This window comes from Nocardioides sp. InS609-2 (assembly GCF_023208195.1).
Classification (GTDB): domain Bacteria; phylum Actinomycetota; class Actinomycetes; order Propionibacteriales; family Nocardioidaceae; genus Nocardioides.
This window is the reverse complement of record NZ_CP060034.1, coordinates 2,905,501-2,924,218: the sequence shown is the minus strand read 5'-3', so window position 1 is coordinate 2,924,218 and position 18,718 is coordinate 2,905,501. Positions and strand designations below refer to the sequence as shown.

17 protein-coding genes and 2 tRNA genes are annotated in these 18,718 nt (G+C 70.4%); 9 read left to right on the top strand and 10 right to left on the bottom strand.

Annotated features, from left to right (window positions below; genetic code table 11):
* Positions 1-125 precede the first annotated feature (125 nt).
* The 3 genes from H4Q84_RS15165 to H4Q84_RS15155 all read right to left on the bottom strand — a co-directional run bounded on the left by H4Q84_RS15165 (position 126) and on the right by H4Q84_RS15155 (position 2,279).
* Positions 126-419: a WXG100 family type VII secretion target gene (locus H4Q84_RS15165; RefSeq protein WP_248579922.1), complete on the bottom strand. Its 294-nt coding sequence runs from the start codon at positions 417-419 to the stop codon at positions 126-128.
* Positions 420-445: 26 nt separating this feature from the next.
* Complete coding sequence (locus H4Q84_RS15160; RefSeq protein ID WP_248579921.1) at positions 446-769, bottom strand: WXG100 family type VII secretion target; 324 nt, start codon at positions 767-769, stop codon at positions 446-448.
* A 148-nt stretch (positions 770-917) separates the two neighbouring features.
* The gene (locus tag H4Q84_RS15155) at positions 918-2,279 is read right to left on the bottom strand and encodes a hypothetical protein (RefSeq protein WP_248579920.1); all 1,362 of its coding nucleotides are present in this window, start codon (positions 2,277-2,279) and stop codon (positions 918-920) included.
* Positions 2,280-2,445: 166 nt separating this feature from the next.
* Here H4Q84_RS15155 and eccCa point away from each other — a divergent pair, with 166 nt between their 5' ends.
* Complete coding sequence (gene eccCa, locus H4Q84_RS15150; RefSeq protein ID WP_248579919.1) at positions 2,446-6,402, top strand: type VII secretion protein EccCa; 3,957 nt, start codon at positions 2,446-2,448, stop codon at positions 6,400-6,402.
* Between the two features lie 78 nt (positions 6,403-6,480).
* Here the strand turns inward: eccCa and H4Q84_RS15145 are convergent, their stop codons facing one another.
* A complete protein-coding gene (locus tag H4Q84_RS15145; RefSeq protein ID WP_248579918.1) occupies positions 6,481-8,157 on the bottom strand; it encodes a helicase HerA-like domain-containing protein in 1,677 nt (558 codons plus the stop codon).
* Between the two features lie 72 nt (positions 8,158-8,229).
* Here H4Q84_RS15145 and H4Q84_RS15140 point away from each other — a divergent pair, with 72 nt between their 5' ends.
* Complete coding sequence (locus H4Q84_RS15140; RefSeq protein ID WP_248579917.1) at positions 8,230-8,526, top strand: type II toxin-antitoxin system VapB family antitoxin; 297 nt, start codon at positions 8,230-8,232, stop codon at positions 8,524-8,526.
* A complete protein-coding gene (locus H4Q84_RS15135; RefSeq protein ID WP_248579916.1) occupies positions 8,526-9,029 on the top strand; it encodes a LytR C-terminal domain-containing protein in 504 nt (167 codons plus the stop codon). The genes H4Q84_RS15140 and H4Q84_RS15135 overlap by 1 nt, the downstream gene beginning before the upstream one ends.
* On the opposite strand, the gene H4Q84_RS15130 is transcribed toward H4Q84_RS15135, so the two are convergent.
* Complete coding sequence (locus H4Q84_RS15130; RefSeq protein ID WP_248579915.1) at positions 9,026-10,525, bottom strand: potassium/proton antiporter; 1,500 nt, start codon at positions 10,523-10,525, stop codon at positions 9,026-9,028. The genes H4Q84_RS15135 and H4Q84_RS15130 overlap by 4 nt on opposite strands.
* Before the next feature lie 231 nt (positions 10,526-10,756).
* On the opposite strand from H4Q84_RS15130, the gene H4Q84_RS15125 reads away from it, so the two are divergent.
* The 3 genes from H4Q84_RS15125 to H4Q84_RS15115 are packed head-to-tail and all read left to right on the top strand — an operon-like array spanning position 10,757 to position 13,489.
* Positions 10,757-11,182 (top strand): hypothetical protein, encoded by a 426-nt coding sequence (locus H4Q84_RS15125; protein WP_248579914.1) that lies wholly within the window; start codon positions 10,757-10,759, stop codon positions 11,180-11,182.
* A 25-nt stretch (positions 11,183-11,207) separates the two neighbouring features.
* Positions 11,208-12,134, top strand: coding sequence for a hypothetical protein (locus tag H4Q84_RS15120; protein ID WP_248579913.1), 927 nt, complete (start codon positions 11,208-11,210; stop codon positions 12,132-12,134).
* Positions 12,131-13,489, top strand: coding sequence for a hypothetical protein (locus H4Q84_RS15115; RefSeq protein ID WP_248579912.1), 1,359 nt, complete (start codon positions 12,131-12,133; stop codon positions 13,487-13,489). The genes H4Q84_RS15120 and H4Q84_RS15115 overlap by 4 nt, the downstream gene beginning before the upstream one ends.
* A 6-nt stretch (positions 13,490-13,495) precedes the next feature.
* Here H4Q84_RS15115 and H4Q84_RS15110 read toward each other — a convergent pair whose 3' ends face one another.
* The 4 genes from H4Q84_RS15110 to H4Q84_RS15095 all read right to left on the bottom strand — a co-directional run bounded on the left by H4Q84_RS15110 (position 13,496) and on the right by H4Q84_RS15095 (position 16,392).
* Positions 13,496-14,866, bottom strand: coding sequence for a VWA domain-containing protein (locus tag H4Q84_RS15110; protein ID WP_248579911.1), 1,371 nt, complete (start codon positions 14,864-14,866; stop codon positions 13,496-13,498).
* Complete coding sequence (locus tag H4Q84_RS15105; RefSeq protein WP_248579910.1) at positions 14,863-15,732, bottom strand: MoxR family ATPase; 870 nt, start codon at positions 15,730-15,732, stop codon at positions 14,863-14,865. The genes H4Q84_RS15110 and H4Q84_RS15105 overlap by 4 nt, the downstream gene beginning before the upstream one ends.
* Before the next feature lie 69 nt (positions 15,733-15,801).
* Positions 15,802-15,892, bottom strand: a tRNA-Ser gene (locus H4Q84_RS15100).
* A gap of 53 nt (positions 15,893-15,945) precedes the next feature.
* Positions 15,946-16,392 carry a hypothetical protein gene (locus H4Q84_RS15095; RefSeq protein ID WP_248579909.1) on the bottom strand — a complete coding sequence of 149 codons (447 nt, stop codon included), beginning with the start codon at positions 16,390-16,392 and terminating at the stop codon, positions 15,946-15,948.
* A 111-nt stretch (positions 16,393-16,503) separates the two neighbouring features.
* Here H4Q84_RS15095 and H4Q84_RS15090 point away from each other — a divergent pair, with 111 nt between their 5' ends.
* From H4Q84_RS15090 to H4Q84_RS15080, 3 genes are all read left to right on the top strand, one after another.
* Complete coding sequence (locus tag H4Q84_RS15090) at positions 16,504-16,896, top strand: hypothetical protein (RefSeq protein WP_248579908.1); 393 nt, start codon at positions 16,504-16,506, stop codon at positions 16,894-16,896.
* Positions 16,897-16,962: 66 nt separating this feature from the next.
* Positions 16,963-17,051 (top strand) — tRNA-Ser (locus H4Q84_RS15085).
* Positions 17,052-17,244: 193 nt separating this feature from the next.
* A complete protein-coding gene (locus H4Q84_RS15080; protein WP_248579907.1) occupies positions 17,245-17,385 on the top strand; it encodes a hypothetical protein in 141 nt (46 codons plus the stop codon).
* 145 nt (positions 17,386-17,530) lie between these two features.
* On the opposite strand, the gene H4Q84_RS15075 is transcribed toward H4Q84_RS15080, so the two are convergent.
* Positions 17,531-18,538, bottom strand: a complete 1,008-nt coding sequence (locus H4Q84_RS15075) for a LuxR family transcriptional regulator (RefSeq protein ID WP_248579906.1) — start codon at positions 18,536-18,538, stop codon at positions 17,531-17,533.
* Between the last annotated feature and the right edge of the window lie 180 nt (positions 18,539-18,718).

Below are 18,718 nucleotides of genomic sequence, written 5' to 3'. Positions count from 1 at the left end.
GCAGCCTACCTGCCGTGCGGACGATCGCCGGCGCCCTCCGGACGAGTCGCTGGTTGATGTCCGGGTCAGAACAGAGCAAGGCCGGTCACCCCTGCGGGTGACCGGCCTTGGTCGTAATGTCTTGTTCAGGAGAAGCGGTTGGCGCCGCGCTGGTCAGCGGACTTGTACTCGCCGTTCGACATCGAGACGGCGTTGCCGACGTCCTGCAGGAGCAGGATCATCTCGGCGATGGCCTGGTCCCACGTCTGCTTGGCAACGGCGTAGGACTCCTTCGCCGAACCGGTCCAGTCGGCGCGGAGCGGCTTGAGCTCGTCCTCGAGGGTGTTGAGGCGGCCGTCGATGTTCTTGGCGGCGGTGAGCAGGTTCTGGCTGGCCTCGTCGAGGGCGCCGTGGTCGACCTTGATTCCGTCGAATCCCATGATCTCTATTCCTTGTCTGTGAAGGCTCAGTTGAGCCGGTCGAGGAGGCGGGTGGACGCGTCAGCCTGCGACAGGTCGGTGTTGGTGTTGTCCTTCTCCGTGTCGAGCAGGGACTGCTGGAACTGGTCCAGGGCGGTGACGATCTTGGTCGCCTTGTCCTGCCACGCGCTGTGGAGGTTGTGGAACGCGGTCGCGCCCTGGCCACCCCACTTCATGCCCATCCCCTGGATCTGACCGCTCAGGTTCTGGTTCAGCTTCGTGACGTCCTGGCGGGCAGTGGCCACCTTGTCCGCCGCTTGGGACAGCGCCTTCTCAGTCTGGCTGAGACCGGCGGCTCCGTTTTCAGACATTTCGTTTCCTTCCCCCTAAGCGACCACCGTGGCCACCAGAGACTTCGTTGGACTTGACTGGTTCTACTTCGATGTTGCGGTTGTCCCGGGGAGACGTCCCGACCCCCCGGACAAGCAACGGTCTACCCGGGTCCCGGAGGCCTAAACATCAGGAGTTGATTTCCCACAGGGCGCGAAACAGTCCTGAGGCCACGACGGTGGCTCCGATCCCGAAGGATCCAGCCATCACCTCGGCCACCTCGGCCCGTCTCGACCACCACACCGACCGCCAGCCGCGACCGGTCGCGACACCAGCCGCCACACAGATCAGACCGATGGTCACGGCGCCCGCGATGATCGCGGCCTGTTGCCCCGGCCCGGCGATCCGCAGGACGACCGAGAAGAACGCCCCCCAGCAGGCGAGTCCGGCCACGCGCAGCAGCGAACGGGCCGCCTGGTGCCGATAGCTGCGTGCCGCCATCAGGATGGCCGCGCCGGCGAAGAACACCAGGCACCGCGCGCCGATGCGGTCGAGGTCGATGACCGCGGTCTGCAACAGCAACGGCACAGAGATGCAGACGACCACGAGGATCGCGGCCGCGGAGGCCGTGATCATCCGGGTGCCGCTGGCGACCAGCTGCTTCATCGCCGGCTCGGCCACGATCATCCGGCCGCGCCGGCTGGTGACGTTGTCGCGGGCCGACCACGCGGTGACGGCGAGCTTCTCCATCTCGATCAGCGCATGGTCGGGTACGTCGATCGCGAAGACCGGCGCGTAGCGCGCACCGAGCATCGCCAGCATGAGCAGGACCGCCCAGCCGACGCGCGGTTCGAACTCCGTGAAGAGGGTCAGCCCGGTGGCGAGCGCGACGAGCGACGACACGACGATCCAGACCGACAGGGCCTCGTCACTGCCGGGCGACCAGGCCCGACCCACCGCGGCGACGACAGCGGCGGCCAGTGCGCACGCCGCGACAACTCCGGAGACCTGGTAGCCCGACGGGCCGACGTACGCGAAGGCGGCGGCGGCGCCGAACGCCGGCGCTGCGACGACCCGGTGCCGGGCGTGCGTGCCGATCGGCATCGTGGCTAGGAACCCGGTGAGCAGGAGCAGCCCGGCCACGATCGACCGGACGTCGTCGGAGGCGATGGTGGTGGCGAAGAGGCCGGCCAGGGCGGCGGCGATCGCGGCGGCGGTGCAGCCCACGACCGACAGCGGACCGGGTTCGCCGGCCCGCACCCGGGCAGCGCCCTTCGTGGACTTGCGGGCGCGATGGAAGCCCGCGGTCGCGACGACCATGTCACCGGACTCGACGCCGGCGTCGGTGAGCACCCGGTCGGCCGGGAGCAGCTGCCCCAGTGCCGTCTGGAGGAGCGGGATCGTGGCGAGGCCGGACTGCCGGGCGTACTCGCGGGCGACGTCGTGGGCGGTCACGCCACCGGGGACCATCAGGTCGAGGACGCCCTGCGGTCCGTGCACGCTGAGCACCATGGTCGAAGCGTTCGCCAGCACAGGCTGGGATTCAGCCACGCGTCCCCCTTCACGCTCTCCGCCGGATCCCGCCCGGGAACCTGCGACTCGGACTGCAGAGTAGTCCTTGTCATTTCGATCCACCTATCATCGCCGCGACGGGCAACGCTGAGGGGGACGAGTGGTAACGGCACTGCGTAGTGGACAGCGACTGGACCAACCGGAGATGCCGAGCGGCCAGATCGTCCTGCAGCCGCCGCCCCAGCTCCAGGAGGGCGAGGGCGCGTCCGGCGTCCTGATGAACGCCATCCCGATGCTCGGTAGCCTCGGCTCGATCGTGATGGTGGCAACCCTCGGTGGCACCGGTGCAAGCCGCGGGCGCAGCTTCATCGCCGCCGGCATGTTCCTCTTCGCGACCCTGGGCTTCATCGTCGTGCAGATCGACCGGCAGCGGAAGCAGCGCGCCCAGCAGGTCACCGGCTCGCGCACGGAGTACCTCCGCTACCTCACCAACATCCGCAAGATCGCCCGCGACGCGGCCACCCAGCAGCGCCGTGCGCTGACCTGGCACCACCCCGACCCGAGTGCGCTGCCCGCGCTCGCCGAGGACCGCCAACGGCTGTGGGAGCACGGGCCGAGCGATCCGAACTTCCTCCATGTCCGCTACGGCCTGTGCGCCCAGCCGCTCTCCCTCGAGCTGGTGCCACCCGAGTCGGCGCCCATTGACCAGGTCGACCCGGCCGCCGCGTCGGCGCTGCACCGGCTGCTCGTCGTACACCGGTTACAGCCGAACCTGCCCGCCTCGATCGACCTGCGGGCCTTCGACCGGGTCGAGGTCTGCGGACCCGAGGACGAGGCCCGGTCGCTGGCGCGGTCGATGATCTGCTCGGCCACCGCGTTCCACAACCCCGAGCAGCTGATCGTCGCCGTGCTGTCGTCGGAGGCGAACCTCACGCACTGGGACTGGATCAAGTGGCTGCCGCACGCCCAGAGCGCTCAGGAGTCCGACGCAGTCGGACCGATGCGGATGGTCACCACGTCGCTCGACGACCTCGGCGCGCTGCTACCGCCCGACCTCAGCGAGCGGCCGCGATTCGGCGCCGACGAACGACCGGCCACGCCGCACATCCTGCTGGTGATCGACGGCGGTCACCTGCCGCCCGGCAACCACGTCGTACCCCCTGACGGCCTGCACGGCGTCACGCTGCTCGACCTGCCTGCGCGCTGGGACGAGCTCGAGGACCCCAGCCGGCTGCGGCTGGAGTTCACCGGTGCGCCGGTGCAGGGCGACAAGTTCCCCGTGCACGCCGTGCGCTTGCGCGCCGAGCCCGTGAAGGCGCTCGTCGACCAGTGCGACCTCGCGACGGCCGAGGCGTTCGCCCGGCGGCTGTCGCCGCTGCACGTCGTGACGTCGGGAAATGACGACACCAACAGCGGCGAGATCATGGGCCCGACGGACTTCATGGACCTGCTCGGCCTGGGCGACGTGCACACGTTCGACCCGACGACCTCGTGGCGGCCGCGCCCTGCGCGCGACCGGCTGCGGGTGCCGATCGGGCTCGGCGAGGGCGGCTCGATGATCCACATGGACATCAAGGAGTCGGCCCAGCAGGGCATGGGCCCCCACGGTCTGGTCATCGGCGCGACGGGTTCCGGAAAGTCGGAGTTCCTACGCACGCTGGTGCTCGGCCTGGCCATGACGCACCCGCCCGAGCAGCTCAACATGGTGCTCGTCGACTTCAAGGGTGGCGCGACGTTCGCCGGCATGTCCGAGATGCCCCACGTCTCGGCCGTCATCACGAACCTCTCCGAGGAGCTCACCCTCGTCGACCGCATGCAGGACGCCCTGTCCGGCGAGATGGTGCGTCGCCAGGAGCTGCTGCGCGCGGCCGGCAACTACGCGTCGGTGCGCGACTACGAGAAGGCGCGCGCCGCCGGCGAGGACCTCGCTCCCCTGCCGTCGCTGTTCGTCTGCGTCGACGAGTTCTCCGAGATGCTGACCGCCAAGCCGGAGTTCATCGACCTGTTCGTCGCCATCGGGCGGCTCGGCCGGTCGATGGGCATCCACCTACTGCTCGCGTCCCAGCGACTCGAGGAGGGCCGACTGCGCGGCCTGGAGTCGCACCTTTCCTACCGCGTCGGCCTGCGCACCTTCTCGGCCGGCGAGTCCCGCACCGTGCTCGGCGTGCCCGACGCCTACGAGCTGCCGGCCGTCCCGGGTCTGGGCTTCCTCAAGCCCGACCAGTCGACGCTGCTGCGGTTCAAGGCGGCGTACGTCTCGGGTCCGCCCAGCGGTAGGACCCGCGTGGTCCGCGACGAGGGTGGTCACGTGCGCGGCATCCTGCCGTTCACGATCTCCGAGGTGCAGGCGCTCGAGGCACCCGAGCCCGACGTGGCCGAGGAGGCCCCGGTCGTCCGCCAGAAGGAGGGCGAGCAGCCGTCACTGCTCGACCTCGCGGTCGCGCGCATGCACGGCCACGGCATGCCCGCACACCAGGTGTGGCTGCCGCCGCTCGACGTGCCGGACACCCTCGACGTACTCATGCCCGACCTCGTTGAGGACCCCGACCTGGGCCTCGTGTCGCCGCACTGGCGCTCCATGGGCGGGCTCGTGGTGCCGCTCGGCACCGTCGACCGGCCGCGCGAGCAGCGCCGGGACACCATGACGCTCAACCTCACCGGCGCGGCCGGCCACGTCGCCGTTGTCGGTGGTCCGCGCAGCGGCAAGAGCACCATGCTGCGCTCCATCGTGACGAGCATGTCGCTGACCACGACGCCGCTCGAGTCGCAGTTCTTCGTGCTCGACTTCGGGGGCGGCACGTTCACCCCGCTGGCCCGGTTGCCGCATGTCTCGGGTGTCGGCTCGCGTGCCGAGCCCGACGTCGTACGCCGGATCTTCGCGGAGGTCACCGGCATCGTCGACCGCCGCGAGGCGTACTTCCGCGAGCAGAGCATCGACTCGATCGAGACCTACCGCAGCCGACGCGCCGCGGGCCGTGCCGATGACGGGTACGGCGACGTCTTCCTGGTCATCGACGGGTGGGGCACGCTGCGGGCAGAGTTCGACGACCTCGAGCTCGAGATCCAGCAGCTCGCCGGCCGGGGTCTCACGTTCGGCCTGCACCTGCTCGTCGGCGCCACCCGCTGGGCCGACTTCAGGGCCGCCATGCGCGACATGCTCGGCTCGCGACTCGAGCTGCGACTGGGTGACCCGCTCGACTCCGAGATCGACCGCAAGGTCGCCGCACTGGTGCCGGCGGGCCGGCCGGGTCGTGGCCTGGTGCCCGGCAAGTTGCACTTCCTCGGCGCGCTGCCGCGCATCGACGGCTCGCCCAACCCCGAAAACCTCGGCGACGGCGTCGACGACCTCATCGAGCGCAGCGCGAAGGCATGGCACGGGCCCGTCGGTCCGAAGCTGCGGCTGCTGCCCGAGCTCATCACGCTGGAGACGATCCGCGAGGACGCCGCCCGCCGCGACCTGCTCGGCAAGAAGCTCATCCTCGGCATCAACGAGAAGGAGCTGGCGCCGGCGACGCTCGACACCGAAGGTGAGCCGCACCTGTTGATCTTCGGCGACGGCCAGTCGGGCAAGAGTGCGCTGCTGCGCAACTACGTGCAGGAGATCATGCGCACGCGGACGCCCAAGGAAGCCCAGATCGTGGTGGTCGACTACCGCCGCTCGCTGCTCGGCGAGGTGCCCGAGGACTACCTGCTCAACTACCTCACCAGCTCCACGCAGGCGACGCCGGTGATGCAGGAGATCGCGGCGTACCTCCAGAACCGGATCCCCGGTCCCGACGTGACGCCCGAGCAGCTGCGCACGCGCACCTGGTGGACCGGCGCCGAGGTCTACGTCGTCATCGACGACTACGACCTGGTGGCGACGTCACAGGGTTCGCCGGTGCAGGTGCTCCAGCCGCTGATGGCGCAGGCCCGCGACACCGGCCTCCACGTCGTCGTGGCGCGTCGCGCCGGTGGCGCGTCCCGCGCGCTGTACGAGCCGGTCATCCAGTCGATGCGCGACCTAGCGATGCCCGGCATCATGCTCTCGGGTCCGCGTGACGAGGGCGTGCTGATCGGCAACGTCCGCCCGCAGCAGGCCGAGCCCGGCCGGGCCCGGATGGTCACCCGCGATCGGGGTACCGAGGTCGTGCAGCTCGCCTGGACCGAACCCACCATGTGACGCTCCGGCTGTGTAGTCCGGGGCAAATTCGACGTCGCGCGACGCTTGGAAGTGCATTTTGCCCCGGACTACCGCGGGTCAGCGGCGACCGGACTTGAACATCCCCCGCGCGATCTCCCGGGCCGCCGTCCGCATGAAGTCCTTGAAGGCCGTCGACTTCACGACGTCCATGACGACGCCGTCGTCCTTCTTGGCAGCGGTCTTCTTGGCCGCCGTGCGGGTGCGCTCGATCTTGACCTCGCGGGCCTGCTCCTTGACCCTGGCGTCCTCGGCAGCCTTGCGCGCGCCCTCCTCGATCTTGACCGCGAGCATCTCCCGGGCCGACTCGCGGTCGACCGTCTTGCTGTACGTCGCGTAGCGGGGGCTTGCCTTGACCATCTTGTCCATCTCGGCTGCATCGGCGGGACCCATCAGCGACTCGGGCGCGCGCAGCCGGGTCCACGCCACCGGGGTCGGTGCGCCGCGCTCGTTCATCACCGTCACGATCGCCTCGCCGATGCCCAGGCTGGTGATCACCTCGCCAAGGTCGTCGTACGCGGACCTGGGGTAGGTGTTGACGGTCTGCTTGAGCGCCTTCGCGTCGTTGGGCGTGTGGGCGCGCAGCTGGTGCTGGACCCTCGACCCGAGCTGGGCGAGCACGTCGTCGGGCACGTCGGTCGGGCTCTGGGTGACGAAGAAGACGCCGACACCCTTCGAGCGGATCAGCCGCACGGTCTGGGCGATCTGGTCGAGGAACGCGTCGGAGGCGTCGTTGAAGAGCAGGTGCGCCTCGTCGAAGAAGAAGACCAGCTTGGGCCGGTCGGAGTCGCCGATCTCGGGCAGGTCGTGGAAGAGGTCGGCCAGCAGCCACATCAGGAACGTCGAGAAGATCGCCGGCCGGTCCTGCAGGTTGGGCAGCTCGACCAGGCTGATCAGCCCCTTGCCATCGGGCGAGACCTGCAGGAACTCCTTTGACTCGAACTCCGGCTCACCGAAGAACGCGTCGGCACCCTGGTCCTGGAACGAGATCAGCTCGCGGAGGATCACCCCGGCGGTCGCGGACGACAGCCCGCCGAGCCCCTTGAGGTCGGCCTTGCCCTCGTCGCTGGTCAGGAACCCGACGACGGCGCGCAGGTCGGCCAGGTCGAGCAGCGGCAGGCCCGCCTGGTCCGCGTAGTGGAAGATCAGGCCGAGACTGGACTCCTGGGTGTCGTTGAGGCCGAGCACCTTGCTGAGCAGCATCGGGCCGAACGACGTCATGGTCACGCGCAGCGGGATGCCGGTGCCCTCGCCGCCGATCGCGTAGTACTCCACGGGGAAGCCGGTCGCGGTCCACTGCTGGCCGACCGACGCCGCCCGGGCCGAGATCTTGTCGCCGGCCTCGCCGGGCGTCGACAGACCGGAGAGGTCACCCTTGATGTCGGCAGCGAACACGGGTACGCCGCCTGCACTGAGCTGCTCGGCGAGCAGCTGGAGCGTCTTGGTCTTGCCGGTGCCGGTCGCGCCGGCGACGAGGCCGTGCCGGTTGAGCATGCCGAGCGGGATGCGCACGTGTACGTCGGACAGGTCGGTGGCGTTGAGCATCAGTGCGCCCAGCTCGAGGGCCGGCCCCTCGAACTCGTAGCCCGGCGCGATGGCCTCGGCGATCGGGTCGCGTGGCGCGGCCGGCCCGGCGGCATCGGGCCTGGCGGCCGGCGCGGGGGTGGCCTCGGGAGGAGCCTCGGTCGTGGCGCCGGCGGTGGAGGCCGACTCGGGGCTCTCGGGCGTCTGCGTCATGCGGCGCAGCCTAGTCACGGCTGACGTCGACGGACACGGGTCGCTTCGCGATGCGTCGATATAGTCGCCCGCGTGATCTTCAAGCGCGTCGGAGACGGCCGGCCCTACCCCGACCACGGGCTCACGTCTCGTGGCTGGGCTGCGGTGCCGCCGAGCCAGGTGCGCCTCGACACGCTGGTCACCACCAAGGACACGCTGCAGCTCGCCGCCCTGCTCGACGAGGACTCCACCTTCTTCGGCGACCTTTTCGCCCACGTGGTGTCGTGGCGCGGCGACCTCTACCTGGAGGACGGCCTGCACCGGGCGCTGCGTGCGGCCCTCCAGCAGCGCAACGTCCTGCACGCCCGCGTCCACACGCTGGAGAGCTGATGCGCTCCCGGTCGAAGTCGCTGCTGACCCTCGTCGTACTCGGCTTCATCCTGGTGCTGGCCGCCGCGTGGGGCTGGAGCGCGGCGACCGAGCCGCTGCCCGAGCGCGCCGACCCGCCGTTGTGCGTCGAGACCGCTGTCCCGGCCGGCGAGACCGTGGTCCGCGAACAGGTCGCGGTCAGCGTGTTCAACGCGAGCACGCGCAACGGCTTGGCGAGTTCGATGATGGACCTGCTCACCGAGCGCGGGTTCATCGGTGCCGACACGGGCAACGCCCCGGAGGGTACGACGGTGCCCGGCGTTCAGATCTGGTCGAACGACCCCGAGAACCCCGCCGCTCAGCTGGTCTCCCAGCAGTTCAAGCGGGCCAAGATCGTCCCGGGCGACCCGCTCGGCCGCGGTGTGACCGTGGTGGTCGGCGACAACTTCAAGAAGCTCGGCAAGGACGTCGACTCGGTGACCAGCGCCGCGGCCGCAACGATCTGCAGCCCTCCCGGCCTCTAGTCGTCGTCGCCCAGCCACTGGGCCAGCCGGCCGCCGGCCGACACCTGCCGCAGCCGTTCCTCGGTGGCTTCGCGGCACTTGCGCGGGGTGACGACGAGCAGGTCGTCGGCGTGCCGGAGCACGGTGCGCTTCTCGGGCACCAGCGTCTCGCCGTCGCGGATCACCATCGCCACGGACGCCCCCTTCGGCAGCCGCAGCTCGCCGACCTCGACGCCGTGCATCCGGGAGTTGGGGCTGATGGTGACCTGGAGCAGGTCGGCCGCGATGCGCTCCAGCGGCGCAGCCTCGACGTCGAGGCCACGCGGCTCCGAGCGCTGGGACACCCCGAGCCAGCGAGCCGCCAGCGGCAGCGTCGGACCGGTCAGCAACGTGTAGATGACCACCATCACGAAGACGATGTCGAAGAGCCGCTCGGCGCCTTCGACGCCCTCGGCGAGCGGGATCGTCGCAAGCACGATGGGTACGGCGCCACGGAGTCCTGCCCACGAGATGAAGGCGAGGTCCCGCCTGCCCATCGGTCTCACGATCGCGCTCACGAGCACCGACAGCGGCCGGGCAACGAACGTGAGGATGAGGCCGGCGACCAGCGCGAGGCCGACGATCTCGGCGGTGATGCGCGCCGGCGAGAGCAGCAGGCCGAGCATGACGAACAGCCCGATCTGGGCCAGCGAGGCAACACCCTCGGCGAACGACCTGGTGGCCACCCGGTGCGGCAGCTCGGAGTTGCCGAGCACCAGCGCCGCGACGTACACCGCGGCGAATCCGGAGGCATGGACGGCTGCTGCTGCGCCGTACGCGAGAAGCGTCAGGCAGAGGACGGCGATCGGGTAGAGGCCGGACGACGGCAGTGCGATCCGGCGCATCACCCAGGCGCCGCCGACGCCGAAGACCAGGCCGGACAGTGCACCGACGGCGAGCTCGAAGACGATGATGCCGCCGATGGTGGCGAGGCCCTCCTCGGCCAGTGCGCCGGTCGAGATGAGCCCGACGAGCACCACCGTCGGGGCGTCGTTCAGGCCCGACTCGGCCTCCAGGGCACCGGTCAGGCGACGCGGCAGCGGCACGACCCGGAGCACCGAGAACACGGCCGCGGCGTCGGTGGGCGAGGTGACGGCGCCGAGCAGGATCGCCAGCTCCCACGGCAGGCCGAGCAGGAAGTGCGCGCCGACGGCGATCGTGGCCACCGAGACCGCGACACCGATGGTCGCCAGCGAGACGCCAAGCCGCATCGAGGGGCGTACGACGCGCCAGCTCGTGGTCAGGCCGCCCTCGGCCAGGATCAGCGCCAGCGCTCCGAAGCCGAGCGCATGGGCCAGCTCGACGTCGTCGAACACGATGCCGACCCCGGACTCACCCAGGGCGACACCCATCAGCAGGTAGAGCAGCAGGCTGGGAAGCCCGGCGATGGCCGTGGCGCGCACCGCCAGGATGGCCAGGAGCGTGACGGCCGCGCCCACGAGCAGAAAGCTGTCGAGCTGATTGACATCGAAGGTCACGGTCACCTCGCTCGACGCTGGCTGGGGTGGCTGGGACGGCAATCTTATCGTCGGGAGGTCGCCTCGCCGCCCCAGTCCGGGGCTACGGCATCCCGGCGGCAGGCAGCGCTACGGTGAGCCAGTCCAGACCGGGAGAAGTTGTCGACGCTGCGGGGTTTGGGCGCGGTGATTCCGGGGAAGAGCCATCGGCTAGACGGTGCCGGCGACGGATGCCAGTGAGGGAGTGGTGGCATGTACGGCGACACGGCCGCGATGCGCAAGCGTGTGATGCAGTTGCGCGAGCAAGGTCTTGAGATCCGCGCAATGGCCGACCGGTTGGTCGCCCAGGCCGAGAGCGTGCCCTGGCACGGCCGGGCCGCCGAGGCCATGCGCACCCGCATCAAGGAGCGCGCCGCACACCTGCGCGAGGCCGCGTCCTTCCACGACACTGCCGCCGAGTCTCTCGACAAGCACGTCCACGAGATCGACCGGCTCCAGGAGTCGATCTCCACCATCGAGCGCAAGGCCGACACCCTCACCGCCGACGCCCGCACCCGCACCGCCGCACTCGAAGCCGAAGACTGCTCTCCGACCGATGAGGACACCGTCCTCGCCCAGTTCGTGGCGCCCCCTCCGGGCCACAAGGACTGGCTGACCGTCTCACTCCCGGGACTGTGACCGTGCCCGCAACGAGGACTTCAACATGGTGACCATCGACCTCACGACGCCTCCCCCGGCGCCCACCCACCTGCTGGACGGCCTGCCCCGCCGCGTCGCGCTGAGCCTGCCCGAGCTGCGGCTGATCGCCGAGGAGGCCGGTGGCGCACCGCTGCCCTTCGACCTCGCCGACGTCGCCACGCCGAGCTCGCTCGACAGCCGACTCGGCATGAGCGCCGGCTCCACCGAGGACACCGCGTACGCCGCCGCTCTGCTCGCGCTGCACGACCCGGCGGACTCCCTCGCGCGTCGCGGCATGATCACCGACGACGGCATCGACCCCGGCCTGGTGGGTGCGGTCGGCCTGCTGGCCACCCCCGACCTGGCCCTGGAGATCGACATCGCCACGGCGGGGGGCGGACAGGTCAAGGCCTGGCACCGGATGGCCGCCGGCGCCGTCGCCACGCTCGCCACCGTCGATGGCATCGTCTTCGAGCTGGCCTGGTTCGGCGCCGACCAGTGGGCCGGCGAGCTGGCCCGGGTGGCCGTCGTACCCGAGGACGCGAAGCTGTCGAAGTCGGCCGTCCCGTCCGCCGTCCTCATGCCGTTCCCGCTGGCCGACTCGGCCGGTGAGGCGCTGCGCTCCGGCCGCGCCGACCTCGTCCAGGTGCTGGTCGCGCAGCGCAGCGGCCACGTCACCACCGGCGGCAAGGGCCACTCCGACGCCACGGCAACCGACATCGTCGGCGCGCTGCACAACGAGGCGCAGGGTCGCCTACGGGTGCTCGCCGCCCGCATCGGTGCCGAGGGCACGACCACCGTCGGTGTCGTGTCGTGGGTGCTGCTGGCCGACGGCTGGCATGCCCTGCTGCCCCACCACGAAGGCGAAGAGCCGTTCGTCGAGATCCGGCTCGTCGCGGCCGACGACCTGGCCACCCAGCTCGCGCCCGTGCTCGCGGAGGTGACCGCATGAACAAGAACCTGCCCCCCAACGGCCCGACCGCCGAGCAGAATGCCGCCGCCGCGACCACCTCTGCCGGCACCGTCGATGCAGCGGTCAACGCCGACAAGTACCACCAGATGCTCGCGCTGGCCGAGCTCTTCGACTCCTCCGGCGAACAGATGCGCACCCGTGCGCGCCTCGGCGCCGAGGTGCTCGGCGACGACGACGTCTCGTCGTCCGCGCCGCTCTCGCCTGCCACGTTCGCCGAGGCCGAGGACGACATCCGCGCCGCCACCACCGGCAAGCACGGCCTGCTGACCCGCTCGGTCGAGCTGGACGCCGACGCCCTCGTGGTGCGCGCGACGGTGCTGACCTACCGCTGGATCGACGAGCTCCAGGAGGCGGCCTACAAGACGCTCGGCTCCATCGCGGGCCGCGCCATCGGCTACCTCGCCCCCGAGGTCGCCCTCGGCGGCGCCATCGTGTCCGCCGGTCTGATCGAGACCGACGCGCTCGACCGCGACGGTGTCGCGGCGTACCTCTCCGACCTGGCCGAGAACAACCCCGAGCTGATGGACCACATCTCCGGTGGTGGCGGGCTGCTCGACGGCCTGCAGATGCGCTCGCTGCTCACCGCGGGCGTGCTCACCGGCGACCAGGGGGCGATGGCCGCCCGTGGTGGCATGCGCGCGATGGGCATCGCGCCCTTCTCGTACGACGGGGGCTCGGCGCTGCGTGACGCCGCCGGTGGCCTGCTCGCCGACGATATCGCGGCCGAGCCGGTCACGTCCGCCCTCGAAAGCGACAAGCCGCGCACCATCGCCGACCTGATGACCACCCTCTCGACCTCCGACGCAGGCATCGTCGTGCAGGGCGTCGGCGCGGGCCGCTACATCGCCTACCTGCCCGGCCCCGGTGGCGCCGGCGGCACCAAGCTGCGGCTCGTCAGCGGCGACCAGTCGACGTACGCCCGCCAGGTCGTCCGCACGATCGAGAAGGCCGTCGGCGACGACGAGGACGCCCGGGTCATGCTGGTCGGCTCGGCCCAGGGCGGCGCCACGGCTGCCGAGTTGGCCGCCTCGGCGACCTCCGACAAGTTCCTCATCGACCACGTGGTCACCGCGGGCGCACCGCAGGCGCAGGTGCCGATGATCCCGGAGACCTGCCGGGTGCTGTCGCTCGAGGACCGCGCCGACCCCGTCGCACTGCTCGGCTCCCTGATCAACGCGAAGATCAGCAACCGGCTCACCGTCGTCTTCGACGGCACCGTCACCGGCAACGAGAGCGTGTACGTCGCGGGCGGCCGGGCCGCCGACGCGTCGTCGCACCCCGAGCTCCAGGCCGAGATCCAGCGGATCCGCGAGGGCGGCTACCTCGCGGGGTAGGGCGCATCAGCGGGCGGTGAGGTCGTGCACGAATGCGCCGAGCTGGGTGAGGTTGCGGCACTCCACCATCGGCACGATCTCGCCGTACGTCGGCGCAGCCGAGTCGCCGGTGCCCCAGTGGCGTGGGTGCTCCGGGTTGAGCCACCATGCGTGCCGCACCCTGGCGGCCAGCTCGCGCAGCACCGGCTCGGCCAGGTCGCTGTAGTTCGACCGGGCGTCGCCGAGGATGAGTAGCGACGTCTTCGGGCCCAGCGCGTCGGCGTACTCGTCGGCGAAGGTGTTGAACGCGCGCCCGTAGTTGGTGCGGCCCCACAGCGCCGCGTGCGCGCTGCTCGCGGCCAGATCGGCCATCACCCGGCCGGGGTCGGCGTCCGGCCGGAGGTGCTCGGTGACCTCGTGCACGGTGTCGACGAAGGTGAACGCGCGCACCGCACTGAACTGCTCGCGCAGGGCCATCACGAGCAGCAGCGTGAACTGCGCGAAGTTGGCCACCGAGCCGCTCACGTCGCAGAGCACCACCAGCTCCGCGCGATGCGGTCGCTTGGGCTTGTGGTGCGTCGTCATCGGGACGCCACCGGTCGAGATGGAGGCCCGGACCGTACGCCGGAAGTCGAGCGGGCCGCGTCGGCGAGCGTGCCGTTCCTTGGTCAGTCGTGACGCCAGCCGCCGGGCCAGCGGATAGATCTCGCGGCGCATCTCCTCGAGCTCCGACCGACGGGCCGCGGTGAAGTCGATGGTTTCGACGGTCGGCCGAACTGCCACGTCGGCGATGTGGCGGGCGCCCTTCTCGGCGGCGATGCGACGACGGGCATCGCCCTCGACGAGCCCGGTGAAGCGACCCAGCCGACGGCCGGCACCGCGCTGCGCCTCCTTCTCGGTCAGGCCGCTGCGCACCAGCGCGTCGATGATCTGCTGCACCAGGTCGCTGGGCGAGACCCGCTGCATGGTCGTGTACGCCGACCAGCTGGAGAGGCCGGGACCCCGGCCGGGCATCGCCCCGAACCGCCCGACCGCCTCGGTCGCGAGGTCCTGCAGGGCCGACTCGTCGCCCGACCCGAGCGCCTCGGCCAGCCGGTCGCGCAGCCCCTCCAGCGCCTCCGGGCCGTCGCGCACGGCGCCGTCGTCGTCGTCGGGCTGCCGCGCGGACGAGTCGCCGACCAGCCGCGGGAAGTAGAGGTCGAAGATCGCGTCGAACGTGGGGCGCTGCCCCGCGCGCTTGACCATCGTCGCGGCGTAGCCGGTGCGCACCGTCTCGCGGTCGTCCCACGACAACACGGCCACGGCCTCGATCGCGTCGAGCCCCTCGGCCAGCGACACCGGCACCCCGGCCGACCGCAACGCCTCCAGGAACCCGATGTGGGTGTCGAGGAGGGTCACCTGCGGGCCAGCTTGAGCTCCTGCACCGCGCGCTCGTGGTCGGAGGCATGCTTGAGCACCACGCCGAGGGTGTGCGCGACCGCGTCCTCCGTGAGGTCGTCGATCTCGAGCGCGATCAGGGTGCGCGCCCAGTCGACGGACTCGGCGATCGACGGCGCCTTCTTGAGCTCGAGGTGCCGCAGCCGCGCGACGGTGGCGATCAACTGCGAGGCGACCTTGTCTGGCAGCCCGGGCACCTGCGAGACGACGATCTCGCGCTCGCGTTCGGCGTCGGGATAGCCCAGGTGCAGGAACAGGCAGCGCCGCTTGACCGCCTCGGACAGCTCCCGGGTCGCGTTGGAGGTCAGGACCACGAACGGACGTCGTACGGCGGAGACGGTGCCGAGCTCGGGGATGGTGACCTGGAAGTCGCTGAGCACCTCCAGCAGCAGGCCCTCCACCTCGACGTCGGTCTTGTCCACTTCGTCGATCAGGAGCACCGTCGGCTCCTCGCGACGGATCGCGGTCAGCAGCGGCCGGGTCAGCAGGAACTCGTCGGTGAAGATGTCGTCGTGCGTCTGCTCCCAGGACGACTCGTTGGTGGCCTGGATTCGCAGCAGCTGCTTCTTGTAGTTCCACTCGTAGAGCGCGCGGGCCTCGTCGAGCCCCTCATAGCACTGGAGCCGCACCAAGTCGGCGCCCGTTGCCCGGGCCACCGCCTTGGCCAGCTCGGTCTTGCCCACGCCGGCGGGACCCTCGACGAGCAGCGGCTTCTCCAGCGCTCCGGCGAGGTAGGCCGTGGTCGACGTGTCGGCGTCGGCGAGGTAGCCCGCTTCGTGCAGCCGGGCGGAGGCGTCGGCGGGCGAGGAGAACCAAGGGGACGGCATGGCTGCACGCTACTGCCCGGCAGATGGCGTCCGGCCCCCGAGCCGGAGCTCTGGGGGCCGAACGTGGACTGGCGGAGGTGGCGGGATTTGAACCCGCGAGAGGGGGTAACCCTCAACCCGCTTAGCAGGCGGGCGCCATAGGCCACTAGGCGACACCTCCCCGGCAGCGAGCACAGGTTACAAGGCGGCTGCGGCATTGACCGAATCAGGTGCTCAGAGCGGCGTGAGCCCCTCGCCTCCACGCAGTCGCGCCTGTACGTCGCGCACGAACTGCTCGCGATCGACGTCCAGTGTCTCGACAGGAATCGTGGTCGTCGTGCCGTTGCGCAGCCGGAGTACGACGCAGGGCGAGCCGTGCGTCGTGGTCGTGACGGCGTCCTCGACGTCCTTCCACCGGGCGGCCTCGACACCGGCCCCGCGGATGTGGCGCACCTGGTAGCCGTCGTCGGTGAAACGCACCGCGAACTCGCGGCCTCGAAGCCGACGGGCCGTCAGCGAGATGGCGACGAGCACCAGCAGGACCAGCACGAGCAGGACGACCGACGGCAGGTCGAGGAGCACCGCCGCGATCGTGCCCAGCAGCACGAGCAGGGCCAGGGCCACCAGAGTCAGACCCATCAACCGGGCGGTGAGGGCGGGGGCAAAGCGATAGTCGGACACCACGGGCACGATTCAACACACCTGCACGAACCTGAGCCAACTCAGCCCTTGTCCAGCATCACCCGCGGCGTCAGACTCGAACTCTCATCCCGATCCTGAGGGGAGGCACTCATGCTGATGACCTGTCGTGACACGATCCCTGCTGACCCCGACTCAGGCAAGACCTTGCGCGACCTGCTCGCCGCGCGGCCACCTTCCGACCAGGGCCTTGGCGCCTGGCGCTGGCAGGTACGACGACAGCTCGCGCCGCTGCGCGATGTCCTCGTGAGCCCGGCTGGCCCCGCCGAGGACTGGCTGGCCGCGCGGCGCGGCGGGTGCCAACGCAAACGCACCGTGCTGGTGCGCCGGCTGGCGGAGCTCAGCCCACGGGTTCTCCACGACACCGACCTCGAACGGCTCTCCAGCGACCTGCGACACCTGCTGGACGACGTACGCCGTCACGAGCAGAGGTGCAACGACCTGGCCTACGACGAGGTCGAGCTCGAGTTGGGGGGTTCCGAGTAGGACCCTGACGTTGTTGGAGGGGCTCCTCCTACACTGCTCCCTGGGTGCCGGCTAGCCGGCTAGCCCGGAGGGGTGCCGGAGTGGCCGATCGGAACCGCCTTGAAAGCGGTCGCTGGCAGAGATGTCAGCCGCGGGTTCGAATCCCGCCCCCTCTGCCGACATGCAACGAGACGCAGGGCCTCCGCTATGCGGGCAGGCCTCGGAAGGTTACGCCGAAACTTCTGCACATGTGTGCAATGCAAACACATGCAGTGACTTCTCGGGTGCCAGTTTGTGCGATCGCCACCAGAATGACTGGTCTGGGTCTGCCCAGGGCCCATGACCCCCTCTTCAAAGGTGGAACACAAAATGATCGCTCGTCGCATCGCGGTGGCCGTCGTCACCGCCGCTCTCTCGCTCGGGATCGTCGCCATCACCGCCCCGGCACAGGCGTACGACACCACGTGGGGTCACGGTGCCCGCGGTGGCATCGAGCGCGGCATCGAATGACCCCAACGTCGGGCCGCTGCTGAGCGGTCCACCCCGCTTGAGACGGGGGCCAGGCACTCCCCCCAGCGCCTTGTCCCTCACAGGTTCCCCACCTGTCTCAAGTGCACGAGGGCAGCGGGCTCAGGCCGCTGCCCTCGTTGTCATTTCACGTCCTTGTGTCGGCCGGCGGCTTCTCGTTGCCCGAGACGCCGTTGACGCCCATCGCATAGCCGAGCTGGAAGCGCGTCTGCGCCTCGAACTCCTCCTTGAGGTCGGCGACGTAGCCGGCGTACGTCCGCGGGCTGACGCCCAGCCGCTTGGCGCTCGCCGGATCCGCGTGGCCCTCGATGAGCATCCGGATCGTCATCGCCCGCTGCTCGGCGGCGACATCACGCATCATCGACGTCTCACGGTTGGTGAACGGGCGCGCCCGCTCCCACGACCGCTCGAACATGTCGACGAGGTAGGCGACAAGTGAGGGCTCCCGGATGGCCAGCGCGACAGCCAGGCTGTCGCGTCCCGGGATGATTGCCACCCGCCGGTCGATGACAATGAGCCGGTTGAAGAACTCGTCCAGGGTGCGCACCTCAGCGCCCCGCTCGGTCACGGCGGCCACGTATTTGTGCGTGACCGAGCTGCGGCGGGCGGAGTGCTGGTAGAGCGTGCGCATGGTCACGCCGCGCTCGAGCGCATCTCCGTCGCGCTGGATGGCCGCGGAGAGCTCCTGGAGACCGCGCCCGGTCTGCGGCTGGGCGGTGAGCAGCTCCGACTCTGCGTCGGCGACCAGCGAGGCGATGAACAGGTTGATGGCGTCGCCACGCACCTCGGTGATCGGGCCCCGGTCGGAGGCCGGCGACTTGCGCCAGGTCAACGCCAGGCCGTTGAACGCCGTGGCCCAGCCGGAGGACTCCGACAACAGCTCTGCACCCTGCTGGCCCATCGGGGCCACCACCAGCGACTGCACGGTCGAGGGGTCGACGGGCACGCAGCGGTCGCCCTTGTCGTCGTTGACGACCAGGCCAATGCGGGTCAGCAGGTCGAACGCCGGGCGCAGGGCGCCCCGGGCGGCGATGCGCGGGTCGGTATGGTCGATGCCGCCGTTCGCGACGATGTCGTCGTACAGGTCAGTGGCGGCCGACTCGAACAGTGCACGGTCCTCGGGTGAGTACGGCACCCACGGACCTCCCTCCACTCACGCAGACGCCCACACGTCGGGCCCCCGCCCTACCCCCTCATGACCTGACCGATCCTTCCACAAACGCGTAAGCGCGTGTCTCATTGCTCTCGGGCGGCGCGCACAGGCCACGGAGCGGTGAGACGCGCGCAGAGGGCCCACCGGAATCGGTGGGCCCTC

Coding starts and splice junctions, on each gene's coding strand:
- H4Q84_RS15165 (WP_248579922.1), bottom strand. CDS start 419: ATGGGATTCGACGGAATCAAGGTCGACCACGGCGCCCTCGACGAGGCC.
- H4Q84_RS15160 (WP_248579921.1), bottom strand. CDS start 769: ATGTCTGAAAACGGAGCCGCCGGTCTCAGCCAGACTGAGAAGGCGCTG.
- eccCa (WP_248579919.1), top strand. CDS start 2,446: ATGCCGAGCGGCCAGATCGTCCTGCAGCCGCCGCCCCAGCTCCAGGAG.
- H4Q84_RS15145 (WP_248579918.1), bottom strand. CDS start 8,157: ATGACGCAGACGCCCGAGAGCCCCGAGTCGGCCTCCACCGCCGGCGCC.
- H4Q84_RS15135 (WP_248579916.1), top strand. CDS start 8,526: ATGCGCTCCCGGTCGAAGTCGCTGCTGACCCTCGTCGTACTCGGCTTC.
- H4Q84_RS15125 (WP_248579914.1), top strand. CDS start 10,757: ATGTACGGCGACACGGCCGCGATGCGCAAGCGTGTGATGCAGTTGCGC.
- H4Q84_RS15120 (WP_248579913.1), top strand. CDS start 11,208: ATGGTGACCATCGACCTCACGACGCCTCCCCCGGCGCCCACCCACCTG.
- H4Q84_RS15115 (WP_248579912.1), top strand. CDS start 12,131: ATGAACAAGAACCTGCCCCCCAACGGCCCGACCGCCGAGCAGAATGCC.
- H4Q84_RS15105 (WP_248579910.1), bottom strand. CDS start 15,732: ATGCCGTCCCCTTGGTTCTCCTCGCCCGCCGACGCCTCCGCCCGGCTG.
- H4Q84_RS15090 (WP_248579908.1), top strand. CDS start 16,504: ATGCTGATGACCTGTCGTGACACGATCCCTGCTGACCCCGACTCAGGC.
- H4Q84_RS15080 (WP_248579907.1), top strand. CDS start 17,245: ATGATCGCTCGTCGCATCGCGGTGGCCGTCGTCACCGCCGCTCTCTCG.